The organism is Mesorhizobium sp. C432A, from assembly GCF_030323145.1.
In the GTDB taxonomy this organism is placed as follows: Bacteria; Pseudomonadota; Alphaproteobacteria; order Rhizobiales; family Rhizobiaceae; genus Mesorhizobium.
Genome location: NZ_CP100470.1, coordinates 4,992,191 through 5,010,083, shown reverse-complemented (window position 1 = coordinate 5,010,083; position 17,893 = coordinate 4,992,191). Strand labels below are relative to the sequence as shown.

At 61.6% G+C, this 17,893-nt stretch carries 25 protein-coding genes and 2 pseudogenes; 14 read left to right on the top strand and 13 right to left on the bottom strand.

Going from position 1 to position 17,893, the window contains the following annotated elements; all coding sequences use genetic code 11:
• Position 1 precedes the first annotated feature (1 nt).
• The 7 genes from NLY33_RS24575 (at position 2) to msrA (ending at position 2,478) form a co-directional block, all read left to right on the top strand.
• A complete protein-coding gene (locus NLY33_RS24575) occupies positions 2-136 on the top strand; it encodes a hypothetical protein (RefSeq protein ID WP_023705676.1) in 135 nt (44 codons plus the stop codon).
• Between the two features lie 23 nt (positions 137-159).
• Entirely contained in the window at positions 160-852 is a 693-nt protein-coding gene (locus NLY33_RS24570; RefSeq protein ID WP_023705677.1) for a glycoside hydrolase family 108 protein, read from the top strand.
• Positions 849-1,052: a Pam3-gp28 family putative phage holin gene (locus NLY33_RS24565; protein WP_023705678.1), complete on the top strand. Its 204-nt coding sequence runs from the start codon at positions 849-851 to the stop codon at positions 1,050-1,052. The genes NLY33_RS24570 and NLY33_RS24565 overlap by 4 nt, the downstream gene beginning before the upstream one ends.
• A gap of 96 nt (positions 1,053-1,148) precedes the next feature.
• Positions 1,149-1,388 carry a hypothetical protein gene (locus NLY33_RS24560; RefSeq protein WP_023705680.1) on the top strand — a complete coding sequence of 80 codons (240 nt, stop codon included), beginning with the start codon at positions 1,149-1,151 and terminating at the stop codon, positions 1,386-1,388.
• Positions 1,373-1,564 carry a hypothetical protein gene (locus tag NLY33_RS24555; protein ID WP_023671459.1) on the top strand — a complete coding sequence of 64 codons (192 nt, stop codon included), beginning with the start codon at positions 1,373-1,375 and terminating at the stop codon, positions 1,562-1,564. Before NLY33_RS24560 ends, NLY33_RS24555 begins: the two co-directional genes overlap by 16 nt.
• Positions 1,565-1,567: 3 nt before the next feature.
• On the top strand, positions 1,568-1,891 hold the full coding sequence (locus NLY33_RS24550; protein ID WP_023689880.1) for a hypothetical protein: 324 nt from the start codon (positions 1,568-1,570) through the stop codon (positions 1,889-1,891).
• A 68-nt stretch (positions 1,892-1,959) separates the two neighbouring features.
• A complete protein-coding gene (gene msrA, locus NLY33_RS24545; protein ID WP_023671461.1) occupies positions 1,960-2,478 on the top strand; it encodes a peptide-methionine (S)-S-oxide reductase MsrA in 519 nt (172 codons plus the stop codon).
• A 19-nt stretch (positions 2,479-2,497) separates the two neighbouring features.
• Here the strand turns inward: msrA and NLY33_RS24540 are convergent, their stop codons facing one another.
• Both NLY33_RS24540 and NLY33_RS29565 read right to left on the bottom strand, forming a co-directional pair.
• The gene (locus tag NLY33_RS24540) at positions 2,498-3,196 is read right to left on the bottom strand and encodes a glycosyltransferase family 25 protein (RefSeq protein WP_023708544.1); all 699 of its coding nucleotides are present in this window, start codon (positions 3,194-3,196) and stop codon (positions 2,498-2,500) included.
• Positions 3,184-3,354 (bottom strand): glycosyltransferase family 25 protein, encoded by a 171-nt coding sequence (locus tag NLY33_RS29565; protein WP_352447940.1) that lies wholly within the window; start codon positions 3,352-3,354, stop codon positions 3,184-3,186. The genes NLY33_RS24540 and NLY33_RS29565 overlap by 13 nt, the downstream gene beginning before the upstream one ends.
• A gap of 471 nt (positions 3,355-3,825) precedes the next feature.
• Between NLY33_RS29565 and NLY33_RS24535 the strand changes: the two genes are divergently transcribed.
• Positions 3,826-4,767 (top strand): glycosyltransferase, encoded by a 942-nt coding sequence (locus NLY33_RS24535; RefSeq protein WP_023808296.1) that lies wholly within the window; start codon positions 3,826-3,828, stop codon positions 4,765-4,767.
• On the top strand, positions 4,764-5,786 hold the full coding sequence (gene waaF / locus NLY33_RS24530; protein ID WP_023671465.1) for a lipopolysaccharide heptosyltransferase II: 1,023 nt from the start codon (positions 4,764-4,766) through the stop codon (positions 5,784-5,786). The genes NLY33_RS24535 and waaF overlap by 4 nt, the downstream gene beginning before the upstream one ends.
• Positions 5,787-5,869: 83 nt before the next feature.
• Here waaF and NLY33_RS24525 read toward each other — a convergent pair whose 3' ends face one another.
• From NLY33_RS24525 to NLY33_RS24510, 4 genes are all read right to left on the bottom strand, one after another.
• A complete protein-coding gene (locus NLY33_RS24525; protein ID WP_023705682.1) occupies positions 5,870-6,064 on the bottom strand; it encodes a hypothetical protein in 195 nt (64 codons plus the stop codon).
• Between the two features lie 571 nt (positions 6,065-6,635).
• On the bottom strand, positions 6,636-7,106 hold the full coding sequence (locus NLY33_RS24520; RefSeq protein WP_023705683.1) for a GFA family protein: 471 nt from the start codon (positions 7,104-7,106) through the stop codon (positions 6,636-6,638).
• 161 nt (positions 7,107-7,267) lie between these two features.
• Positions 7,268-7,546 (bottom strand): hypothetical protein, encoded by a 279-nt coding sequence (locus tag NLY33_RS24515; RefSeq protein ID WP_023705684.1) that lies wholly within the window; start codon positions 7,544-7,546, stop codon positions 7,268-7,270.
• A 28-nt stretch (positions 7,547-7,574) separates the two neighbouring features.
• Positions 7,575-7,742 (bottom strand): Thivi_2564 family membrane protein, encoded by a 168-nt coding sequence (locus tag NLY33_RS24510; RefSeq protein WP_023705685.1) that lies wholly within the window; start codon positions 7,740-7,742, stop codon positions 7,575-7,577.
• Positions 7,743-8,417: 675 nt separating this feature from the next.
• Between NLY33_RS24510 and NLY33_RS29560 the strand changes: the two are divergent.
• Together NLY33_RS29560 and NLY33_RS24505 are read left to right on the top strand one after the other, a co-directional pair.
• Positions 8,418-8,486, top strand: a pseudogene (locus tag NLY33_RS29560) (hypothetical protein); the annotation flags it as partial.
• A gap of 60 nt (positions 8,487-8,546) precedes the next feature.
• Entirely contained in the window at positions 8,547-8,924 is a 378-nt protein-coding gene (locus NLY33_RS24505) for a sensor histidine kinase family protein (protein ID WP_245261169.1), read from the top strand.
• Here the strand turns inward: NLY33_RS24505 and NLY33_RS24500 are convergent.
• Entirely contained in the window at positions 8,921-9,247 is a 327-nt protein-coding gene (locus NLY33_RS24500; RefSeq protein WP_023705687.1) for a hypothetical protein, read from the bottom strand. The genes NLY33_RS24505 and NLY33_RS24500 overlap by 4 nt on opposite strands.
• Before the next feature lie 274 nt (positions 9,248-9,521).
• On the opposite strand from NLY33_RS24500, the gene NLY33_RS24495 reads away from it, so the two are divergent.
• Together NLY33_RS24495 and NLY33_RS24490 are read left to right on the top strand one after the other, a co-directional pair.
• Positions 9,522-9,758 carry a hypothetical protein gene (locus tag NLY33_RS24495; protein ID WP_023708541.1) on the top strand — a complete coding sequence of 79 codons (237 nt, stop codon included), beginning with the start codon at positions 9,522-9,524 and terminating at the stop codon, positions 9,756-9,758.
• 764 nt (positions 9,759-10,522) lie between these two features.
• Positions 10,523-11,748 (top strand): annotated as a pseudogene (locus NLY33_RS24490) (anion transporter).
• 97 nt (positions 11,749-11,845) lie between these two features.
• On the opposite strand, the gene NLY33_RS24485 reads toward NLY33_RS24490, so the two are convergent.
• On the bottom strand, positions 11,846-12,436 hold the full coding sequence (locus NLY33_RS24485; RefSeq protein ID WP_023705688.1) for a TetR/AcrR family transcriptional regulator: 591 nt from the start codon (positions 12,434-12,436) through the stop codon (positions 11,846-11,848).
• A gap of 81 nt (positions 12,437-12,517) precedes the next feature.
• Between NLY33_RS24485 and NLY33_RS24480 the strand changes: the two genes are divergently transcribed.
• A complete protein-coding gene (locus NLY33_RS24480) occupies positions 12,518-13,402 on the top strand; it encodes a crotonase/enoyl-CoA hydratase family protein (RefSeq protein WP_023705689.1) in 885 nt (294 codons plus the stop codon).
• On the opposite strand, the gene NLY33_RS24475 is transcribed toward NLY33_RS24480, so the two are convergent.
• The 5 genes from NLY33_RS24475 to NLY33_RS24455 form a co-directional block, all read right to left on the bottom strand.
• Complete coding sequence (locus NLY33_RS24475; RefSeq protein ID WP_023705690.1) at positions 13,378-13,689, bottom strand: cupredoxin domain-containing protein; 312 nt, start codon at positions 13,687-13,689, stop codon at positions 13,378-13,380. The genes NLY33_RS24480 and NLY33_RS24475 overlap by 25 nt on opposite strands.
• Positions 13,690-13,699: 10 nt before the next feature.
• Positions 13,700-14,224, bottom strand: coding sequence for a DUF4142 domain-containing protein (locus tag NLY33_RS24470; protein ID WP_023705691.1), 525 nt, complete (start codon positions 14,222-14,224; stop codon positions 13,700-13,702).
• 114 nt (positions 14,225-14,338) lie between these two features.
• Entirely contained in the window at positions 14,339-15,007 is a 669-nt protein-coding gene (locus NLY33_RS24465) for an RNA polymerase sigma factor (RefSeq protein WP_023705692.1), read from the bottom strand.
• Between the two features lie 103 nt (positions 15,008-15,110).
• The gene (locus NLY33_RS24460; RefSeq protein ID WP_023671478.1) at positions 15,111-16,199 is read right to left on the bottom strand and encodes an HPP family protein; all 1,089 of its coding nucleotides are present in this window, start codon (positions 16,197-16,199) and stop codon (positions 15,111-15,113) included.
• A 226-nt stretch (positions 16,200-16,425) separates the two neighbouring features.
• Positions 16,426-17,595 carry a cystathionine beta-lyase gene (locus NLY33_RS24455; protein ID WP_023705693.1) on the bottom strand — a complete coding sequence of 390 codons (1,170 nt, stop codon included), beginning with the start codon at positions 17,593-17,595 and terminating at the stop codon, positions 16,426-16,428.
• Between the last annotated feature and the right edge of the window lie 298 nt (positions 17,596-17,893).

Genomic DNA, 17,893 nt, shown 5'->3' with positions numbered 1-17,893 from the left:
CATGTTCACCGGCAACCCGATCTATTTCGCCCGCTGGTTCGCTCCGGACCATCCCTCTCTCTACAGCGACGATCCTGATGCTGTGAACTTGGTCCGAGCGCTCGGGATCGATCCGGCGGTAATCCTCGCCCCCTAACCCACAACCCCAAAAGAGGCAAAATGAACCGCAACTTCGCGCGGGCGCTTGCGCTCGTCCTCAAATCGGAAGGCGGCTGGTCCGACAATCCGGCCGATCCGGGCGGCGCTACCATGAAGGGCGTGACGCTGGCCAATTTCCGCCGCTACGTGAAGGCGGATGCGACGAAGGACGACCTTCGCCATATCACGGATGCTCAGGTGGCGACGGTCTATCGCCGCTTCTATTGGGATGCCGCTGCGGGCGCCGAGCTTCCCGGCGGTGTCGACTATGCCGTCTTCGACTTCGCCGTGAACAGTGGGCCGGGCAGGGCGGCTAAATATCTGCAGGCGGCAGTTGGCACCGCACAGGACGGCAGGATCGGCCCGGCCACGCTCAAAGCTGTCGGCGCCAGGCCACCGGGCGCAGTCATCGACGATCTTTGCGATGCCCGCCTGGCATTCCTGCGGCGGCTGCCGACCTGGCCGGTTTTCGGCAAGGGTTGGAGCGATCGCATCCGGTCGGTCCGTTCCCAGGCGCTGTTGATGTCGGCACTACAGCCCGCTCCGGCACCTTTGCCGGGCTCCCCGACCCAGCCATCAGCGCTCTCGCCGAAGCCCGGCAGTGCGATGCCGCCGGTGTCTACCGGCGGGCGCGTCAGCCCCGTCGAACGCCTGCCGTTCTGGCGTGCGCTGCTTCAAATCCTGAAATCGATTTTCGCAAGGAGTTCGACATGATCGCCGTCTTCATCCGCATCGGCTTGCGTTACGGCGCCGGTGTTCTGGTCGCGCGTGGCCTGCTCGGCGCCGACGACGCGGCGGCATTTTCTTCCGACCCCGACACTCAAGCTGGTCTGGAGATCGCCGCCGGTCTCGCCATCGCCTCGGTCACCGAGACCTGGCACTGGCTGGCCCGCAAATCCGGCTGGGAGCACTGACATGGAAGGGTTTCAACAACTGATCATCGCCTATCTCGAAGCCGCGCAACCCTATGCTATCGGCTTTGCCGCCGGGCTTGTCGCCGGGTGGCTGCTGTGAGCGCGCTCCTCGCCGTCCTGCTTGGCAACAAAGTGCTGCTGGGCTTCCTGGCATCGGCCATCGCCGCCCTTTGCTGGGGCGCTCACCAGCGGCTGGCCGGCGCCTGGGCCGAGCGCGGCAAACTGGCGGCCGCTGAGGCCGCGGCGCGCGCGGTCGCTGAGCAGGTGCAGAACGACGTCGGCGCACTGCCGGCGGACGCTGTTCGAAAGGAGCTGAAATCATGGGCAAGGGACTGATGCTTGCGCTGCTTGTGGCGCTTGCCGGGTGCACGACTGCTTCGGGCGGCTTCTGCGCGATTTCGAGCCCGCTGCGCCTGTCGGCCGAAGCCGTCGACGTCCTGTCGGACGCCGAGGCGAGAGCGCTCTTGGCGCACAACCGCAAGGGACAAAAGCTCTGCGGATGGAGGCCTTAGCCGATGCACGACCTCTTCGACATGCTCGGCATCAAGGGGCCGGTCGTCGCCGCCGGGCTAGCTGGCGGCGTGCTGCGAGCACTGTCGCGCCATCGCTACAAGCTGCGCGAGATGATTGCCTCGCCGATCTGCGGGGCGCTGGCGGCTGCGTATCTGACGCTGCCTGCCGTCGCCTGGTTCAGGGCAACCGGCATGCCTATCCCCGATCCGGCCGACGACACTACGACGCTCGCCGCCGCCTTTTTGATCGGCGTCTCGGCCATGTGGATTTCCGACATCGTCTTCGAGGTCATCGTGCGGCGGTTCGGCTCGGCCGGCAACGAGTGATGCACTTGAGATGCTGGAAGAAGCCAGCGACAATGCCTACCTAAGGAGCAATCCAATGGAGGTATGATATGGCGACGTCCACCGAACGTGCAGTCCTTGCCGGCGGCTGTTTCTGGGGCATGCAGGATTTGATCCGGCGCTATCCCGGCGTGATCTCTACCCGCGTCGGCTATAGCGGTGGCGATGTGCCCAACGCCACGTATCGCAACCACGGCAGCCATGCCGAAGCCATCGAGATCGTTTTCGATCCGGCCAGGATTAGCTTTCGCACATTGCTCGAATCCTTTTTCCAGATCCACGATCCGACCACCAGGAACCGCCAGGGCAACGATGTCGGAATGAGCTATCGCTCTGCGATCTTCTACACCAGCGACGAGCAGAAGCGCGTCGCCGAAGACACCATCGCCGATGTCGATGCCTCTGGACTGTGGCCGGGCAAGGTCGTCACCGAGCTTGCGCCGGTGGGCGATTTCTGGGAGGCGGAGCCAGAGCATCAGGACTATCTCGAGAAATACCCCAACGGCTATACCTGCCACTTTGTCAGGCCGGGCTGGAAGCTTCCGGTCCGCGAAAAGGCTGTTTCGTAACGCAGCCGCTATCGTCTGCTTATCTGGCGGTCGAACTATTCTTCCGCTGGATCGGTATGCCGGCCGCCTTGTTGAGGTGGCCGTGCTCGGGCTGCCCATAGATGAACGCGCCGTGGACGGGTTTGCCGTCGACCTCAGAGCCTGAGAACGCGACGGCCTCGATCTTCTTTGTTCCGGTCAGGCTCTGGTTTCGAAGATAGGCGAAGGTTCGCACCGCTTCTCCGACAATTCGATCGAGAAACGGTTTTGGCCGCCTCCCGGGCCGTCGCACGAGGCTTGGAAAGCGCTCTCGTCCCGAAACAAAATGGTGCTGTGCGCAAAGCGCCGGCATGATCTGATAGATTCGGTTGAGCGAGCAGGTCATGAATCCTGGGTGAAAAAGAACGAAGTCGACCTCTCCTCTCAGATGCATGGTCCTGCGCAGCAATCTTTGCGCTGCCGATCTGGAGATGACATAGCCTGCGGCGCCCGCGTGCAGGCCATAAAGTCTGGCAAGCGAAAACCCATCATCGAGAGCGACTTCCTTGCGTCCGACCCTCACTTTGGCAAAATGCGTTTCCAGCTTGATCACATCGGCATCGCGCGGCACCCATCGATCGGAAGCAAGCAGCGAGCCGGCGCCCGCGCCGAAAACGACGTCGTCCTCGAAAACCGCGCCATATTGATCCGCGCCGTTCGCAACGATCTCCCAACACGAGCGGTGGCTCAGGAACAGCAAACCTCAGCAGCGCTTAGCGGGCTTTTGGCGACAGAGCAGCAATCGGGGCAATCGATGGCGGAGACACGCTCAAATGGTACTCCGATCCGGCCGAACTCGGACGCGACATGCGCCAGCCGATCGCGAGAACGATCAAGATTGATCACCAGACACCTCATCAGCGCCCCCTTGTCTGGTGATCAGTGAATATCACGTTCCCGTGATTGCACAAAATTTGCTTACGTGCGGGGCAGTGGGTAGCGGCGTACGGTGCCGCCGGTTGGTTTTGGAGGTTGGGTGGACATTGACGGCGTCCCCCGCGTGGCGCGAGCCTTTACCGTGCGCGCCTAGACGAGTCGCCCTAGAAGCCGAAGAATTGCCGACCGATCATGTATCCGAGCGCGACGACCACAAGGGGAAACAGGGCGGGCGTCAGCCCACCAAGAGCGGAGGTCTTTGGCTGTTGCCTGGAGATGGTCCTGGGTGCATTGCCGAGATTCTTGGTCATCCGGTATAGTAGCAAGCGCTGATTAACGATTCCGTAACCCGATCGAGGCCGCCGCGGCTTTTTGCGTTTCTGGCGCGACCTTGACAATGCCCAGCCCGTGACGCAACTGGGCCGTCTTTGAGAGCATTGTGAGGCAAGGTCAATGCGGGTGACGCTCGTTTTGAAGGGCGTAATACCCTGCCGAGGTTACGGTGGGATTCAGCGTCAGGTCGAATGGCTGGCCACGGAGATGGTTCGTCTCGGACACGAAGTCGTGGTGATCGCTGGCCCTGGCTCCAGCCACCCGCTCTTCGAAGTCCGGCACGCTTCGACCGATGCCGAATGCCGGGCAGCCATTCCGCGGGACACGCAAATCGTCCACACCCATAGTTGGCCCGTCGAGGTGCCATTTCCAACGCTGAATACGCAGCGCGGCTTTATGCCGGACCAGCCCATGCCAGTTGCGAACTGGAGCTTTATCAGCGCCAATCATGCCCGCCAGCATGGGCGCGAGACATTCGTCTACAATGGCTTTCCGGTGGACGCCTATCGTTTGTCGGCTGCAAAGGGCGACCGCCTGCTATTTCTCGCCGGCATTGCACGATCAAGCAAAGGCCTCAACCGCGCCGTCGATCTCGCCAAAAAATTCGATTTCGGTCTCGATATCGCCGGTGGCTCGCGTTGGAAACTGCTGGGCCGAAGTCAGACCCGCCGCGAAGGGTTGTTTTTCAAGAGCCTTGGCAGGCGATACCGTTTCCACGGAATCGTTGACGGCGAGCCGAAGCTTCGCCTTCTCGGCGAAGCGCGAGCCTTCCTCAACCCCATCGCCTGGGAGGAGCCGTTCGGCAACGCACCGGTCGAAGCCATGTTGTGCGGCACTCCGGTGCTGACGACGACGCGAGGCGCATTGCCCGAGACGGTCGATGCCGACAGCGGGCGCTTCTTTGAGACCGATGAAGAATTTGCGGCCGCTTTCGAGGCCGTCGCCGACCTTACGCCTCAGCAATGCCGCGAATCGGCCGCGACGAGATTTCCCATCCAAAAAGCGGCGCGCGGCTATCTGGATCTCTATGCCCGCATCCTTGACGGCGAAGCGCTTCCTTGACGACCGGCGATCCAATCCTCTTCGTCGGCTTCCCCGCGGTCGGCGACTTCGTCCGTTGCCATTCCGCCATCCAGATCATTGCCGCGCGATTTCCTGATCGCCCCATAGATGTCGTCACCTCGCCCGTTGCAGCGCCGCTGGCGCGCCTGATGCCGCATGTCAGGAAGGGCTGGGCGCTTGCCAAGCGTCATCAGCGCCCCGGTTTTGGCGAGCGCAGCCGCCTGGTTGGCGAGTTGCGCAAGGAAAATTACCGTACGGCCTATCTGATGACCAGCAGCACCAAGGCGGCGCTGATGGCGTTCATGGCCGGAATAGAGGAGCGCATCGGCTATCCGCAGGAGTTGCAATTCGGCCTCCTCAATCGCTTCCCCGCCGGCTGGTTGGCCCATCTATGGGCCTTCGGACCCCGCAAGACGCGGCTGTTCGAGGAAGTCTGCTCGATTGCCTCGCTTGGCGAAAAGCCGGCTGCGGGCGCAGAGTGGCCGGCGCCCCGGCTTGTGGTCGATCCGGCCGAACTGGACGAATGGCGCCAGCACAAGAAGATCGATGCCGACCGACCGGCACTGGCGCTCTATACTGCCGACATTGAGAATTTCCGCTCATGGCCCGTCGAGCGCTTCATTTCGATCGCCAGAGACCATCATGATCGCGGCTGGGCAATCTGGATTGTAGGCGGACCGCGCGAGCACGCCGGTGCCGCAAAAATCCGCGCCGCCATTCCTGAGGCAATCGACTTCACCTCGACCCCGTCGATTGCTGACGCGATGTGCCAAATCGCTGCGTCGACCATGTTCCTCGGGGTTGATGGCGGGATTTCCCACGCCGCCGCTGCCCTGAACGTCCCATGCGCGCTCATCTACGGGCTGAATCGCCCCTATGTGCATGGGCCCGTAAACAACCATGTTCGCTTTATCGAACCGCCGCTTTCGACGCCCAGCTGGGTCAAGGACACGCGCGGCGTCAGCGAAACTCGGGTGAGGGAGGTTCTGGCTGACCTCTCAGCCGGTATTGCCAACTGACCGGTGGCCTCGCCGGCCCCAAGCGTCTGATCAAACGCTCCGTGGGGGCAACCATCGCCCCGTTTCGGGTTTACCCCTTGGCACTACCCCTTGGCCCTGCGGTTTTCGGGCTCGTGATTGCCGACCCAGTGGGCACGGATACGGTCGCTGGCTTCAAGGTAGGCCATGTCGATGAGGTAGGTCAGAAGCTTCTCGCCGTCGCCTTCGGCTTTCTGCCGAAGCTCCCGCAGTATCCCTTGCGCGAACTGCAGGTTCTCCATTTTGCTCGGCTGGTCCATCGGTGCCCCCCAATGTCTGCGCATGAACTTTGTGCTGACTATGCTTGCATGAAGATTGCCGTGAAGTGGATATTGCACGTGCGGACCGCGATCCTGCGAAGGCGCTGGCTGCATGAAAGCCGCCCCATCCGGATTCAAGATTCGCTACACTATGTGACGGAAAGAAAATAAACAAAGCGTTCTTTTGTACAAGACAGGAAGATTCCTTCAGTTCACACCACGACATACTTGGACAGCATAGTTGACGTAACGATATTGCGTGGTCTTAAGCTCTCGTTTCCAAACAAAACGTAGCATCGTTGCAACCACAAGACGAATTCCAGCTGACCGGGGACGCTCCGTAGTCAATCGCCGGTTACAAACGGCATGGGTCTCAGCCCAGGGCTTTGGCCAATCCATCGTTCCACGGCAGCGCAGGCCGGATGATCTACCGCCCGCCTTGGCTTGACGCCAAGGCGGGCTTTTTTGCGTTTGGCTTCTACCGGGTGAAATGTTGTCGGACCCGGTCCTGTCGGCATCGGGCGGTTTCGAGAATGAATTTCGTGCCTGCCGGCTGTCTGCGCCGCTCGCGCTAGGCCGACTTGCGTTGCGGCAAGCTAGACGGCGTCTCGACACCGTCAGAAATCGGTTCGGCTGTCCGGTTTGTCGGCTCGTCATCGACTCGGTCGTGCTCGAATTGCCGGGCGGCAGGCAAGCGTTGCAACCAGTGCTCACGGCGATTGACCCAGAGTTCATAGCTGGGCTCCAGCCCTTCGGTGGGCACCTCATCGAGGCTGCCAATCGTCACTTCCACCTCATTCTCACGAACCAAAGGGACCCGGCCGCCGCAGGTGGGACAAAAACTTCTGTCGCCGTAGCTGCTGACGATACCCGTCGTTTCGAACGCCTCGAGCGGCCACACTGCAAACGCCGAAAAAGCCGACCCGCTAGCCTTGCGGCAGTCCTTGCAATGGCAAAGGCCAATCCGAAAGGGATCTCCCGTCACCGAAAACTGGATGCCGCCGCACAGGCAGCTGCCGCTCCGCCTTGTATCATTGGGCATGACCGCTCCTCCATCTGGTTGGGCATCACACCGCTACATCTTGCAGCGCCATGCGCACAATCAATTCACCCGCAGCGCAAGGGTTCCATGTCGCCTCGCGCAATGCATCGTCTGAACCCGGGAGCGCCATGGCAACGACCGCCGCAAGGCTGCTGGATATGTCAGTTCGGGAAATCGAACACCGGTTCCCGGCACCAATAGACACGGCACTGGCCATCACGTGTCGGAACGGAGGCAGCGACCGGCACCTCCGGCCAGTCGCACTCGTTGCCGTATTGGCGGACATAGCGATCGTAAGTATTCCGGCCGGTCGTCAACACCGCCGAGTGATGGCTCTGGATCAGGCGCTGCGTCTCCTCGCAGGTCATCGAACGCGTGTCGGGTCGGGCGTAGGCCGTGCTTGTTGCTGCAAACAACGCCGTTCCAATGATCCATGCCATTGTTTGGGATATCATGGCGATCCTTATCCTAAAATGCGGCCAGGTATTTCAACAGCGAAATGATGCCGATAATGATGACAACGATCTGCGCGATCTGCCTCGTGCGGCCATCGAGTGGCAGACGCTGGATGAGATAGAGCACCAGGATGATCACCAGGAAAGTGATCAGAATGCCGATAAGTACCGATGAAGCCATGTCCCTCACTCCGTCTGGCTACGTCTGAGAAGAGTACGCAGCGGCAAACGCTCTGGCCATAGATTGGTTCCTGTCGATGCGAAGCCGCCGGCGCAACGTAAAGGCTGCGAAACAGCGTTCCGCGGCCTTTGAAGCTGGATGCCGATCAGGTCTGTTTGCCGTAATGGTTGTCGTTTGCCATCGGCGACACGGTTTCCAGGCGACTTGTTGCTGGGTCAGGCTGGGCTAACGGGAGAACCGCCCCGGGCTGACGAGGTTCCGACAAAAACGGCCGCATCACGTTCTACAACGAGGCCGCTGCCGACATTTGGGGGCATCGTCCGGTCTTGGCCGAGACCTGTGGTGCGGCTCGTGGAAACTCCGTCACCTCGATGGTCGGCCGATGGCGCATGCTGAGTGCCCGATGGCCGTTTCCATGGTTGAAGGACACGATATCACGTGGGACCAGGCCATTGCAGGCAGAGCGGCCGGACGGCGAACTTATTCCGTTTATAGCCCACCCACGCCTGCTCCGCGACGGATCGGGCGAAATTCTCGGCGCCATCAACAGCTGCTTGATCTGCGCACGCAAACGCAAGCCGACGAAGCCCGCATCCGGTCATCATTTCGATGATCTATGAGACGAGCAAATCGGCGGGCAGTCCGGCGACATTCCTCGAACAGGTGCGATAGCGCATCTCGGCGCTTTCGCAATCACACGATCTCCTGGTCGACGCCGAATGGCGCGGCGCCAGCATCGGCGACCTGCTCAAGGCGCAACTCAAAGCTTTCGCGGCGCAGGACCGTTTGTCGGTGGCCGGGCCTGTGATCACGCTTCGCCCGAATGCCGTGCAGTATCTCGGCATCGCTTTCCACGAACTGGCCACCAATTCCGCAAAGCATAGAGCACTTTCACGTCACGGCGGACGAGTCGAAATCGAATGGGATACGGCGCCGGCAACCGACGGCACCGATACCTTTAGCTTGATCTGGCGTGAATTGGGTGGGCCGAACCTGAGTGGGACGACGCGCCGCGGTTTTGGCTCCGTCGTGCTCAAGCGGGTTGCGCCACAAGCGCTTAGCGGCACCGGACAACTAAAATTTGGGGAACAAGGCGTTGTCTGGACGCTCAAGGCGCCGCTGCGCTCGGTCCAAATCTCTCTCGCGGATTTTTGTCGATTGAAAGAGCGGGTCGCGCCTTAGGACAATCCCAATAGGTGACCGGTTTGGCCGCCTGTGGTGTCGGAATTGCCGATGCCAGGCAGTTCGTGCTTATCGTCGGCAAGCGAAGTCAATCTCCCCGCCTCGACGGAGGTCAGTCCGTCCAACTCCATCACCGCGCCGTAGAGTTGGGCCGTCTGCATCACAAGCCGCTCGACATCTTCAAGGGCGACGTTCTCGTCCAGGTTACGCAATCGTATGTCCTCGGCAACCACCGCAATATTGACCATTCCGCGCGAGCGCAGCGCGCCCAGGACCCGTGAATTGAGATCCTCCCGTAGCCGAGCCGAATATCCGTAGCGCATGGAAACCTTCCTTTCAGGAGCCGGTTGTCCCGTCGTGGTCAAGATGCGCCAACGACCTTCAGATGGCAAGAAGAATATAAAGTATTCTCAAGTAAATCAAGTAGTTAGCAGACTGCGCGGGTTGTGCTATCGGCGTGTCTTCCTCATCGTTGGTCTTGTATGTGAGTCACCCATCAGCCTCTCTTGACGCGCTGCACGGGGACCCCTAGCTATACTGCAATTGAGACACATACTAACTCACCATATTTTTTGGTCTTGACGGTTGGAGGCGCGAATGACCGAGCTGGAACGACCCGAGCGACTGCAGATCATGCTGACAGCCGAGGAATTGGCTGCCTTGGAAAACTGGCGCTTCGAAAAGCGCATGCCAAGCCGGTCCGCGGCGGTGCGGGAACTGCTGCGGCGCGGCCTGGACGCGGATGGATTCCTGACTGCGGGACAAGGAACTAAGTCTCAGGACTTTGGAATTCTGGGCAGCAGTGTGACTGGCGACGGCCAGTCGGGCGAGTAATTCGACGGCGGTTAGCCAACAATCGCTTTTCTGGAAGTGCCGCTACCAATTTATTGCGGTGGCGGAAACGCAAAGCGGGTCGGCTCTCGGCAGGGTACTGGTCTCAGCAGGGTACTCTTGGCGTATGGTTGCAAAGCCCGCTCCGGTTCGCCGGAGCGGGCTTTTTGCGTTTTCCCGACAGGAAATAGTCGCGATCGCTTCAGACACGCTCAAGGTTCTCTTCGCACTCCATGCACGCGACGCTGTGACCGGGGCAACTGAGCCGGTGTGTTCCTCCGGGGCAGCAATGGCCGTTCGAGCTGGCCCACCGGGCACAGACAAACACCTTGCGGGTTCCGTGGCATTGTGGACATTCCATCGGACGCGCCAGCAGAGCCTCGTTCTCCGAGACACGGCATTCCCTCTCAAGAACCTGGACCATCTGAAACCCCAAGGACGAAATATGCTAAGCTATCCATACCCGGAAAGCCTAAATTAGAATTTAATTACATACGCCACGAGAGCCTTCCGAGGGGAAGTTCGCGGATGGCAATCTCAGGCCACCGGCAGTCCGCCGCGCGTGTCTCATTCCCAATCTCGGCCGTCTCAAGATCAAGCTCCGGTTGCTCCCGGCATCGGTCAACCCGCGATTTTGCCCACCGATTTTCGCATTCGGATCGTTATAGGCTTTCGCTTTGCTGGAGCGGCGTTAAAGCTGCCCGGCAAATGCCCGAGCGGGAACAGTCCGTTCCTGCGTCGGTTCGTTTGGACAAGGATGTCTGCCAATGACATTGATGGGCGCAGCGGCACTTTTGATCCTTGTCCTGACTTATGCCGGCGTCGCAATCGGGCGTATTCCAGGCCTCCGTCTCGACCGGGCAGGGATCGCCTTGCTGGGGGGGCGGCGATGATCGCCATCGGCGCACTCAGTATGGAAGATGCCTATCGCGCCATCAATTTCGACACCATTACGCTGCTGCTCGGCATGATGATCGTGGTGGCGCATCTGAAGGTGTCCGGCGCCTTCCGGGCGCTTGGCGCCTACGCTATCGAGCATGCGCACGCGCCTTTCGTGCTGCTGGTGATGGTGACGCTGTTGACCGGCGTGTTGTCGGCGTTCCTGGTCAACGACGCCATCTGCCTGGTCATGGCGCCGATCGTCGTCCACGTCACCCGTGTCATCAATCGCAATCCCATTCCCTATCTGATCGCCACCGCCACCGCGTCCAACTGCGGCAGCGTCGCCACCATCACCGGCAACCCGCAGAACATGGTCATCGGCGCGCTGTCGGGAATTTCCTACCCAGCTTTTTCGGCCGCCCTGGCGCCGGTTGCCCTCTTCGGCCTCGTCGCGGTCGTCGTCATCGTGCGCATCGTCTACCGCGCCGAATTCGCCCGCACCGCCGATCTCAACCCGGAAGTCTATCGCGGCCGCATGCTGCCGGGACAGGTGCTGAAGGCGGTGGTTGTCTGCATTGGCCTGGCCATCGCCTTCTTCGCCGGCGTACCGGTTGCCAAGGCAGCGCTCATCGGCGGCGCCATCCTGCTGCTCACCCGCGCCATCAAGCCGGCACGCATTTACCGCGAGATCGACGGCCCGCTGCTGTTCATGTTCGCCGGCCTGTTCATCGTTGTCGCCGGCGCCGAAAAGACGCTGCTGACGCCCGACATCATCGCCTCGGCCAAGAACCTCGGGCTGGACGACGTCTGGCGTCTATCGGGCTTCACCGCGGTGCTCTCCAACATCATGAGCAATGTTCCGGCCGTGCTGGCGCTGCGGCCATTCATACCCGGCCTTGAAAACCCCGGGCGTGCCTGGCTGGTGGTGGCGATGAGCTCGACGCTGGCCGGCAACTTCACCTTGCTTGGCTCGGTCGCCAACCTGATCGTCGCCGAACAGGCGCGGGCGGCCGGCACGCAGCTGTCCTTCTCAGCCTTCTTCAAGGTCGGCCTGCCACTGACGCTGCTCACCCTTGCCGTCGGCACGGCATGGCTGGCGGCTGGATTCTAGAGCAACTCCACGAAAAATGTGAAGCGGTTCTCCGTCCGGAATTGCGTCAAAACAAAGAGATAGCGTGTTTCGCCGTCTCCACTAAACGGTGAACGCTCTAGCGGATAGTCGCCGATCCTGACCTTGCCCGAACCAGCGTTGCAGCGGCCTGTCCGGCGGCCTCGACATAGTCGGGGTTGCGGTGGATCAGCATGATCGAGAACGCGCCGTCCATCAAAAGCACGATTTCGCGCGCCAGGGTCTGCGGCTCGTCGACGCCGTGGCCTGTGAGTTCGCCGGCCAGCCAGGTCTCGAAATTCTGCTTATGCCGCGCCCCCGCTTTAACGGCCGGGTGTCCGGGCATGGAAGCGAGTTCGGCTGCCGTGCGCAGAAAGCCGCAGCCTCTCCATTTCGGGTGCTTCGCCACGCGCGCCAGATTGGTAAAAATCGCCTCGACCTTGCGCTCGACATCGCCTTCGGTCATCTCGAACCAGCCGGCCATCTGCTTGAGGTTCGGCTGGTCGCGACCGTCGAGATAGGCCGCGATCAAATCGTCCTTGCTCTTGAAATGATAGTAGAGCGTGCGCTTGGTCAGCCCGGCTTTTTCCGCCACTGCATCGACGCTGACTCGGCCGATCCCCTCGGCATAGAACAGCTTCGTTGCGGCATCGACAATGCGTTTGCGGGTAGGGCTTGGTGCTTCGCTCATACGCAAGTATACCGACTAGTGAATATACATACAACCGAAAGCCTGATCCTCTCCGTCGACAAACACAGGGAAGGAGAAGACATGACCGAGCTTGTGCTCACCGAGGCCCGCAACGGGATCGCCATCCTCACACTTAATCGGCCGGAAAAGCTCAACGCCTTGAACTATGCGCTGATTGATCGCCTGCTTGCGCTCCTCGATGCCGCCGAGACCGACGATGCCATCCGCGCCGTCATCCTCACTGGAGCAGGAGAGCGCGCCTTCTCCGCCGGCGGCGACATCCATGAATTCTCAGGCAGCGTGGACATCGGCGTCGACGTTGCCCTGCGCGACTTCGTCATGCGCGGACAGCGCCTGACCGCAAGGCTGGAGGCATTCCGCAAGCCCGTCATCGCCGCCGTCAACGGCATCGCCTTCGGCGGCGGCTGCGAGATCACCGAAGCCGTGCCGCTCGCTATCGCCAGCGACCGCGCCTTGTTCGCCAAGCCTGAGATCAACCTTGCAATGCCGCCCGCTTTCGGCGGCACGCAGCGGCTTCCGAGACTGGCAGGGCGCAAGCGGGCGCTCGAGCTGCTGTTGACCGGCGATTGGTTCCCGCCGCCGCGCGCCGTCGAACTCGGCCTCGTCAACCAGGTGGTGCCGCATGAGGAGCTGATGCCCGCCGCAATTGATCTCGCCCGGCGCATGACCAGACATTCTCCTGCAGCAATTGCCTCGATCCTCACAGCAGTGGCGCGGGGCCTGAACCAGAGCATCGCGGAAGGCTTGGCTGTCGAGGCCGAGCAGTTCGCCCGCATGGCTCCGACCGCTGATCTGCGCGAAGGGCTGGATGCCTGGATCGCACGGCGCCAGCCGGGCTGTGACGGCTCGTGGACACATATCACCCGGCCGGATGAAGCCAGGCGAGCCTCAACGCAGCAGGACGGGCTTGCGGACCGGGATCAAGGCGCCGTCACGGCCAGATGACCTTTCATGTTGGGGTGGAAGCGGCAGAAATATTCGACCGCTTCCGCCTTCCGCAGGGGCAGGCTCGCTGTTGTCTTCGGCGGGATCATCACTTCCCAGCCACCCTTGACGGTAGCCGTATGTGCGAACACGTCCTTGTTCACCCACTTGATCGTGTCGCCGACCTTCGCGTCGACGGTGGCCGGCGAAAAGACAAGTTTGTCGATGGTGACCTGGATGGTTTCGGCCTGCACGGGTGAGGTCCCGAAGACCAGCGCCAGTGCAATCCACAGCTGCCGTTTCGACATGGCCTGATCCTTACTTCAGCATACCTGCAACATGCTCGGCGTGCTGTTCATGGCCCTGGAAAATCTTCAGGCCGGTCTCCAGCAGGCTCTTCAACTCGGTATTACTGGCCGATGGGATCAAAAGGGTTTCAAGCGCGCCGTCGACCTGTTTGTGGTAGGCGATCTCGTTGTCGACATAGGCTTTGTCAAAGGCTGCGCCGTCGAGTTTGGCGAGCTTCGCCCGCTCCTCGGCCGCAGCCTTGGTCAGCGCCTGGCTGGTTGCGTTGTCTTCCGGCGTCACCTTCAGCTTCTTTACCAGTTCCAGTGCCTGCGCGTTGACCGCTTCGTGGTCGCGCACCATGTCGTTGGCGAAATCCACGACCTCCTTGGTCTTCGATTTCTTGATCGCCTGCTTGGCGGCTTCCACATCGATGACGCCTGCCGTGTAGGCGATGTGGGCGATCTGCGGGTCCGTCGGCTTGTCGGCGGCTTGCGCGAGCGGGGCAGCGCCAAGCAGCAGCAAGGCAGCGAGGGCGGCGGTGTGTCGGGTAACCATGGCATCTCCTTCGCCCGGACGCAGGATCGCGCCGGGCCGTGTTTTTCAGTTGACGGTCATTGGATGCGCAGCGGCGGCAAACGTTCCCGGGGAAATCGGCCAAATCAGCGATGATCAGCTCTCCAGGCCGAGCCGCTGCATGACGGCGCTGGTCAGCCTGTCGCAGCGCCGGCCGGCAAACGGGAAGGCGTCGAGCAGCACCGGCCCGATCTGGTCGTCGAGTGCCTTGCGTACCAGGGCGCGGGCGCGGTGTAGCCTTGTCTTGACGGTTTCCGGCCGCACGCCAAGCAGCTCGGCGGTCTCCTCGATACTGAGCCCCTCGATAACCCGCGCCACGAACACCGTCCGATAAACATCGGGTAGGCTGTCGGTCGCCCGTTCCACCAACTCGAGGATCTGCCGCTGCGCCATCGTCCGCTCCGGATCGTCGCTGGGATTGAGGGGGAACTGGATGATTTCGGCTTGCGGGTTTTTCGCCACCGTCCGCCGCCTTTTGCGCAGACGACCGAGCGCCTCGTTGATGACGATGCGCGACAGCCAGGTGGCCAATGAGGACTCCCCGCGAAAGGCATCGAGATGGGCAAAGGCTCTGACATAGGCCTCCTGGACGATGTCCTCGGCTTCAGCATCGTTGCGCACCACCCCGCGAGCGATGCGATAGAGCCGCTGATTATGGGTCTTCATGATGATGCGGAAGGCGTTGCCTTCGCGTGCCAGCGCGCGGCGCACGAGAAGCATCTCGCTTGAGGCAGCAGTGGGCATTGGTAGAGACATAGCAGGCATGGCCAGTTCCTCGATCCAATCCCCGTTCGAAACCTCGATCAAGACATTGGATAACATCGCCGGCAAAAGGTTCCCGGCCATTTTCGCCCGGCTCCGACGGCGCCTAGAATACTGCTTCCGCCAGCGGCTTGTCAGCAGCCTGCGCTCGTGCCGTTGCCGCAAGCAGATCGGTCTGCGTGATCAGGCCAAGGATGCGGCTGTCCCCGTCCACGATGATGACTGCATGGGTGCGGCCGTCGGTGAGCACCGGTAGCAGGGCCATGGCGGGCGTACCGGCGGCGGCGGTCGACGCTGTCGACGTAACGCTTCCGACGGCTTCGTCGGCTCGCGCCAATTCCCTCAATCCAACGGTGCCGACCAGTCTGGCGTCCTTGTCTACAACCGGCAGCGTGCGGATATTGTGGTCGAGCAGCAGATGACGCGCCCGATCGGCGGACGCGTGTTCATCGACCGAAATCACGTCGCACGACATGATGTCCTCGCACAACATGGTTCGGTGTGCGCGCATCGTCGCTTGCAGTTCGACCTGTCGCAGCAGTTGTTCGAGATCGTTGCGGTCGATGTCGAAGGTCTCGTCGAGCGCAGCCAGCGCGGCATCGATGTCCTCGGCCCGGAAGCCGATGCGCTCCTGAGCCGGCGGATCGATGGTTCCGTGCGTGCTTTTCGGGGCAGGGGCCGGCACATGCGGGTAGCTGCGTCGCGACAGCCTGTGGAAAGCATAGCCGAGCGCGACCAGCATCATGGAGTTCAGCGCCACCGGCACGAACGGAAACAGGAAGCCGGCACCGATCACGGCCGGCCCGCCGAGCACGGCGGTCAGTGCGGCGGCTCCGCCCGGCGGATGCAGGCAGCGTGAGAACGACATGGCGGCGATCGCCATCGCCACGGCAATGCCCGTTGCGAGAACGGGCTGATGGACGAAATGGGCCACGATCACGCCGACCAGCGCCGATATTGTATTGCCGCCGATGATCGACCATGGCTGCGCCAGCGGGCTTGCAGGCACCGCAAACAGCAGCACCGCCGAAGCCCCCATCGGCGCCACCAGCAGCGGCACATGCGGGCCGTTGCCAAGCACCAGCGCGCCGATCGCGCCGGTCAGCGCAATGCCGATCATCGCCCCGATGCAGGCGATGAGGCGCTCGCGCAGCGTCGCGCCGGCGAGAATGGGGACAAAGAGACGAAAGGCCATGGTAAGCTCAGTCCGGCTGGAATTGTGGGCGCAGCGCCTGCAATGGCGTTGGGCCGACGATTTTGAAAGTCAAACCGATCCGAAAAAGCGCGCGTTGGGGAAATAACATTGCGCTTGGTCTACCCATGAGCGGCTTTGCGACGTCGATCGTCCTACGAAAGTCGCTCGCCAATCCTTTCAACGGGTTAAGCGGGCTAGCGGAATCAGCTTCGCAAGTTTGCTGGTGTCATGCCGCAGCGGCCGCTTCCAGCCCGCGCAGGATATCGGCCTTGAGGTCCTCGACATCCTCGAGCCCGATCTGCAGCCGGATCAGCGGGCCGTCATAGGGGCCCTTGGCGACGGTACGGTCGCCGAGGAAGACCGGCACGGCAAGGCTCTCATAGCCGCCCCAGGAATAGCCGAGACCGAAGATTTTCAAGGCATCGAGGAAGGCATGCTGCTGTCTCTGGCCGCCGCCTTTGAGCACGATGGAAAAGATGCCGCTCGAGCCGGAAAAATCACGCTTCCACACCGCGTGGTCGGGGTGGCTGGGGAGCGCCGGGTGCAGCACGCGGGCCACGCCGGGCTGGCCTTCAAGCCAGACGGCAATGGCAAGCGCGCTCTTTTGATGGTGATCCAGCCGAACGCCCATCGTGCGCAGGCCGCGCAGGACTTGATAGACGTCGTCGGGGCCGGCGCAGCAGCCCATCGTGTAGAACGTCTCGCAAAGCTGCTTCCAGCAGTTGGCATTGGCAGACACTGTGCCCAGCAGCACGTCCGAATGCCCGGCCGGATATTTCGTCGCCGCATGGATCGAGATATCGACGCCGTGGTCGAGCGGATGGAAGTAGAGCGGCGTTGCCCAGGTGTTGTCCATCATGACGATGGCGCCCGTTTCATGCGCCGCCTTGGCGATCGCCGGAACGTCCTGCACCTCGAAGGTGTTGGAGGCCGGTGATTCCGTAAACACGACTTTGGTGTTCGGCTTGATCAAGCTGGCGATGCCGGCGCCGGCATGCGGATCGTAATACTCGACCTCGACACCCAGCCGCTTCAGCATCGTGTCGGCGAAATTGCGGGTCGGATGGTAAACGGAATCGACAATCAGGATGTGATCGCCTGCCGAGAGAAACGCCAGCAACGGAACGGTCACCGCCGCCAGGCCCGACGGCACGATTATGGTGCCGGCGGAGCCTTCCAGCGCGTCGATCGCATGCGCCAACGCATCGGTGGTCGGCGTGCCGCGTGTGCCATAGGTGTATTTCTGGCTGCGCGCCGCCATCGCCGACGCATTGGGATAGAGCACGGTCGAGGCATGCACGATCGGCGGATTGACGAAGCCGAAATAGTCGTGCGGATTGTTGCCCGAATGGGCAAGCCGCGTGTTGATACCCATCTCGTTGCCGTCAGTCGCCATTGCTCTTCGCCTCGTGGTGAACGCGCTAGCCATAGAGCGGCGGCATTGGCCGTGCAACAGCGGGCGCCCGCCAGGTGGTGCCCTTTGCATAGGCCAATTCCCTTATGAATAGTCTGGAATGCGTAGCAATCCAGAGCCGCGGATTTCATGAGTGGATGTGGATTAGCGTCGACGGACTTTGCCGTTTTTGTTTGCGGGGCTTGCTGCTTTCCTGATGGTGTTGTCCGCAATTCAGGCATTTGCGGCAATTGGTTTTCAAAGCTGTCGTGAAACGGTCATTTCCCTTGACCTCACAGAG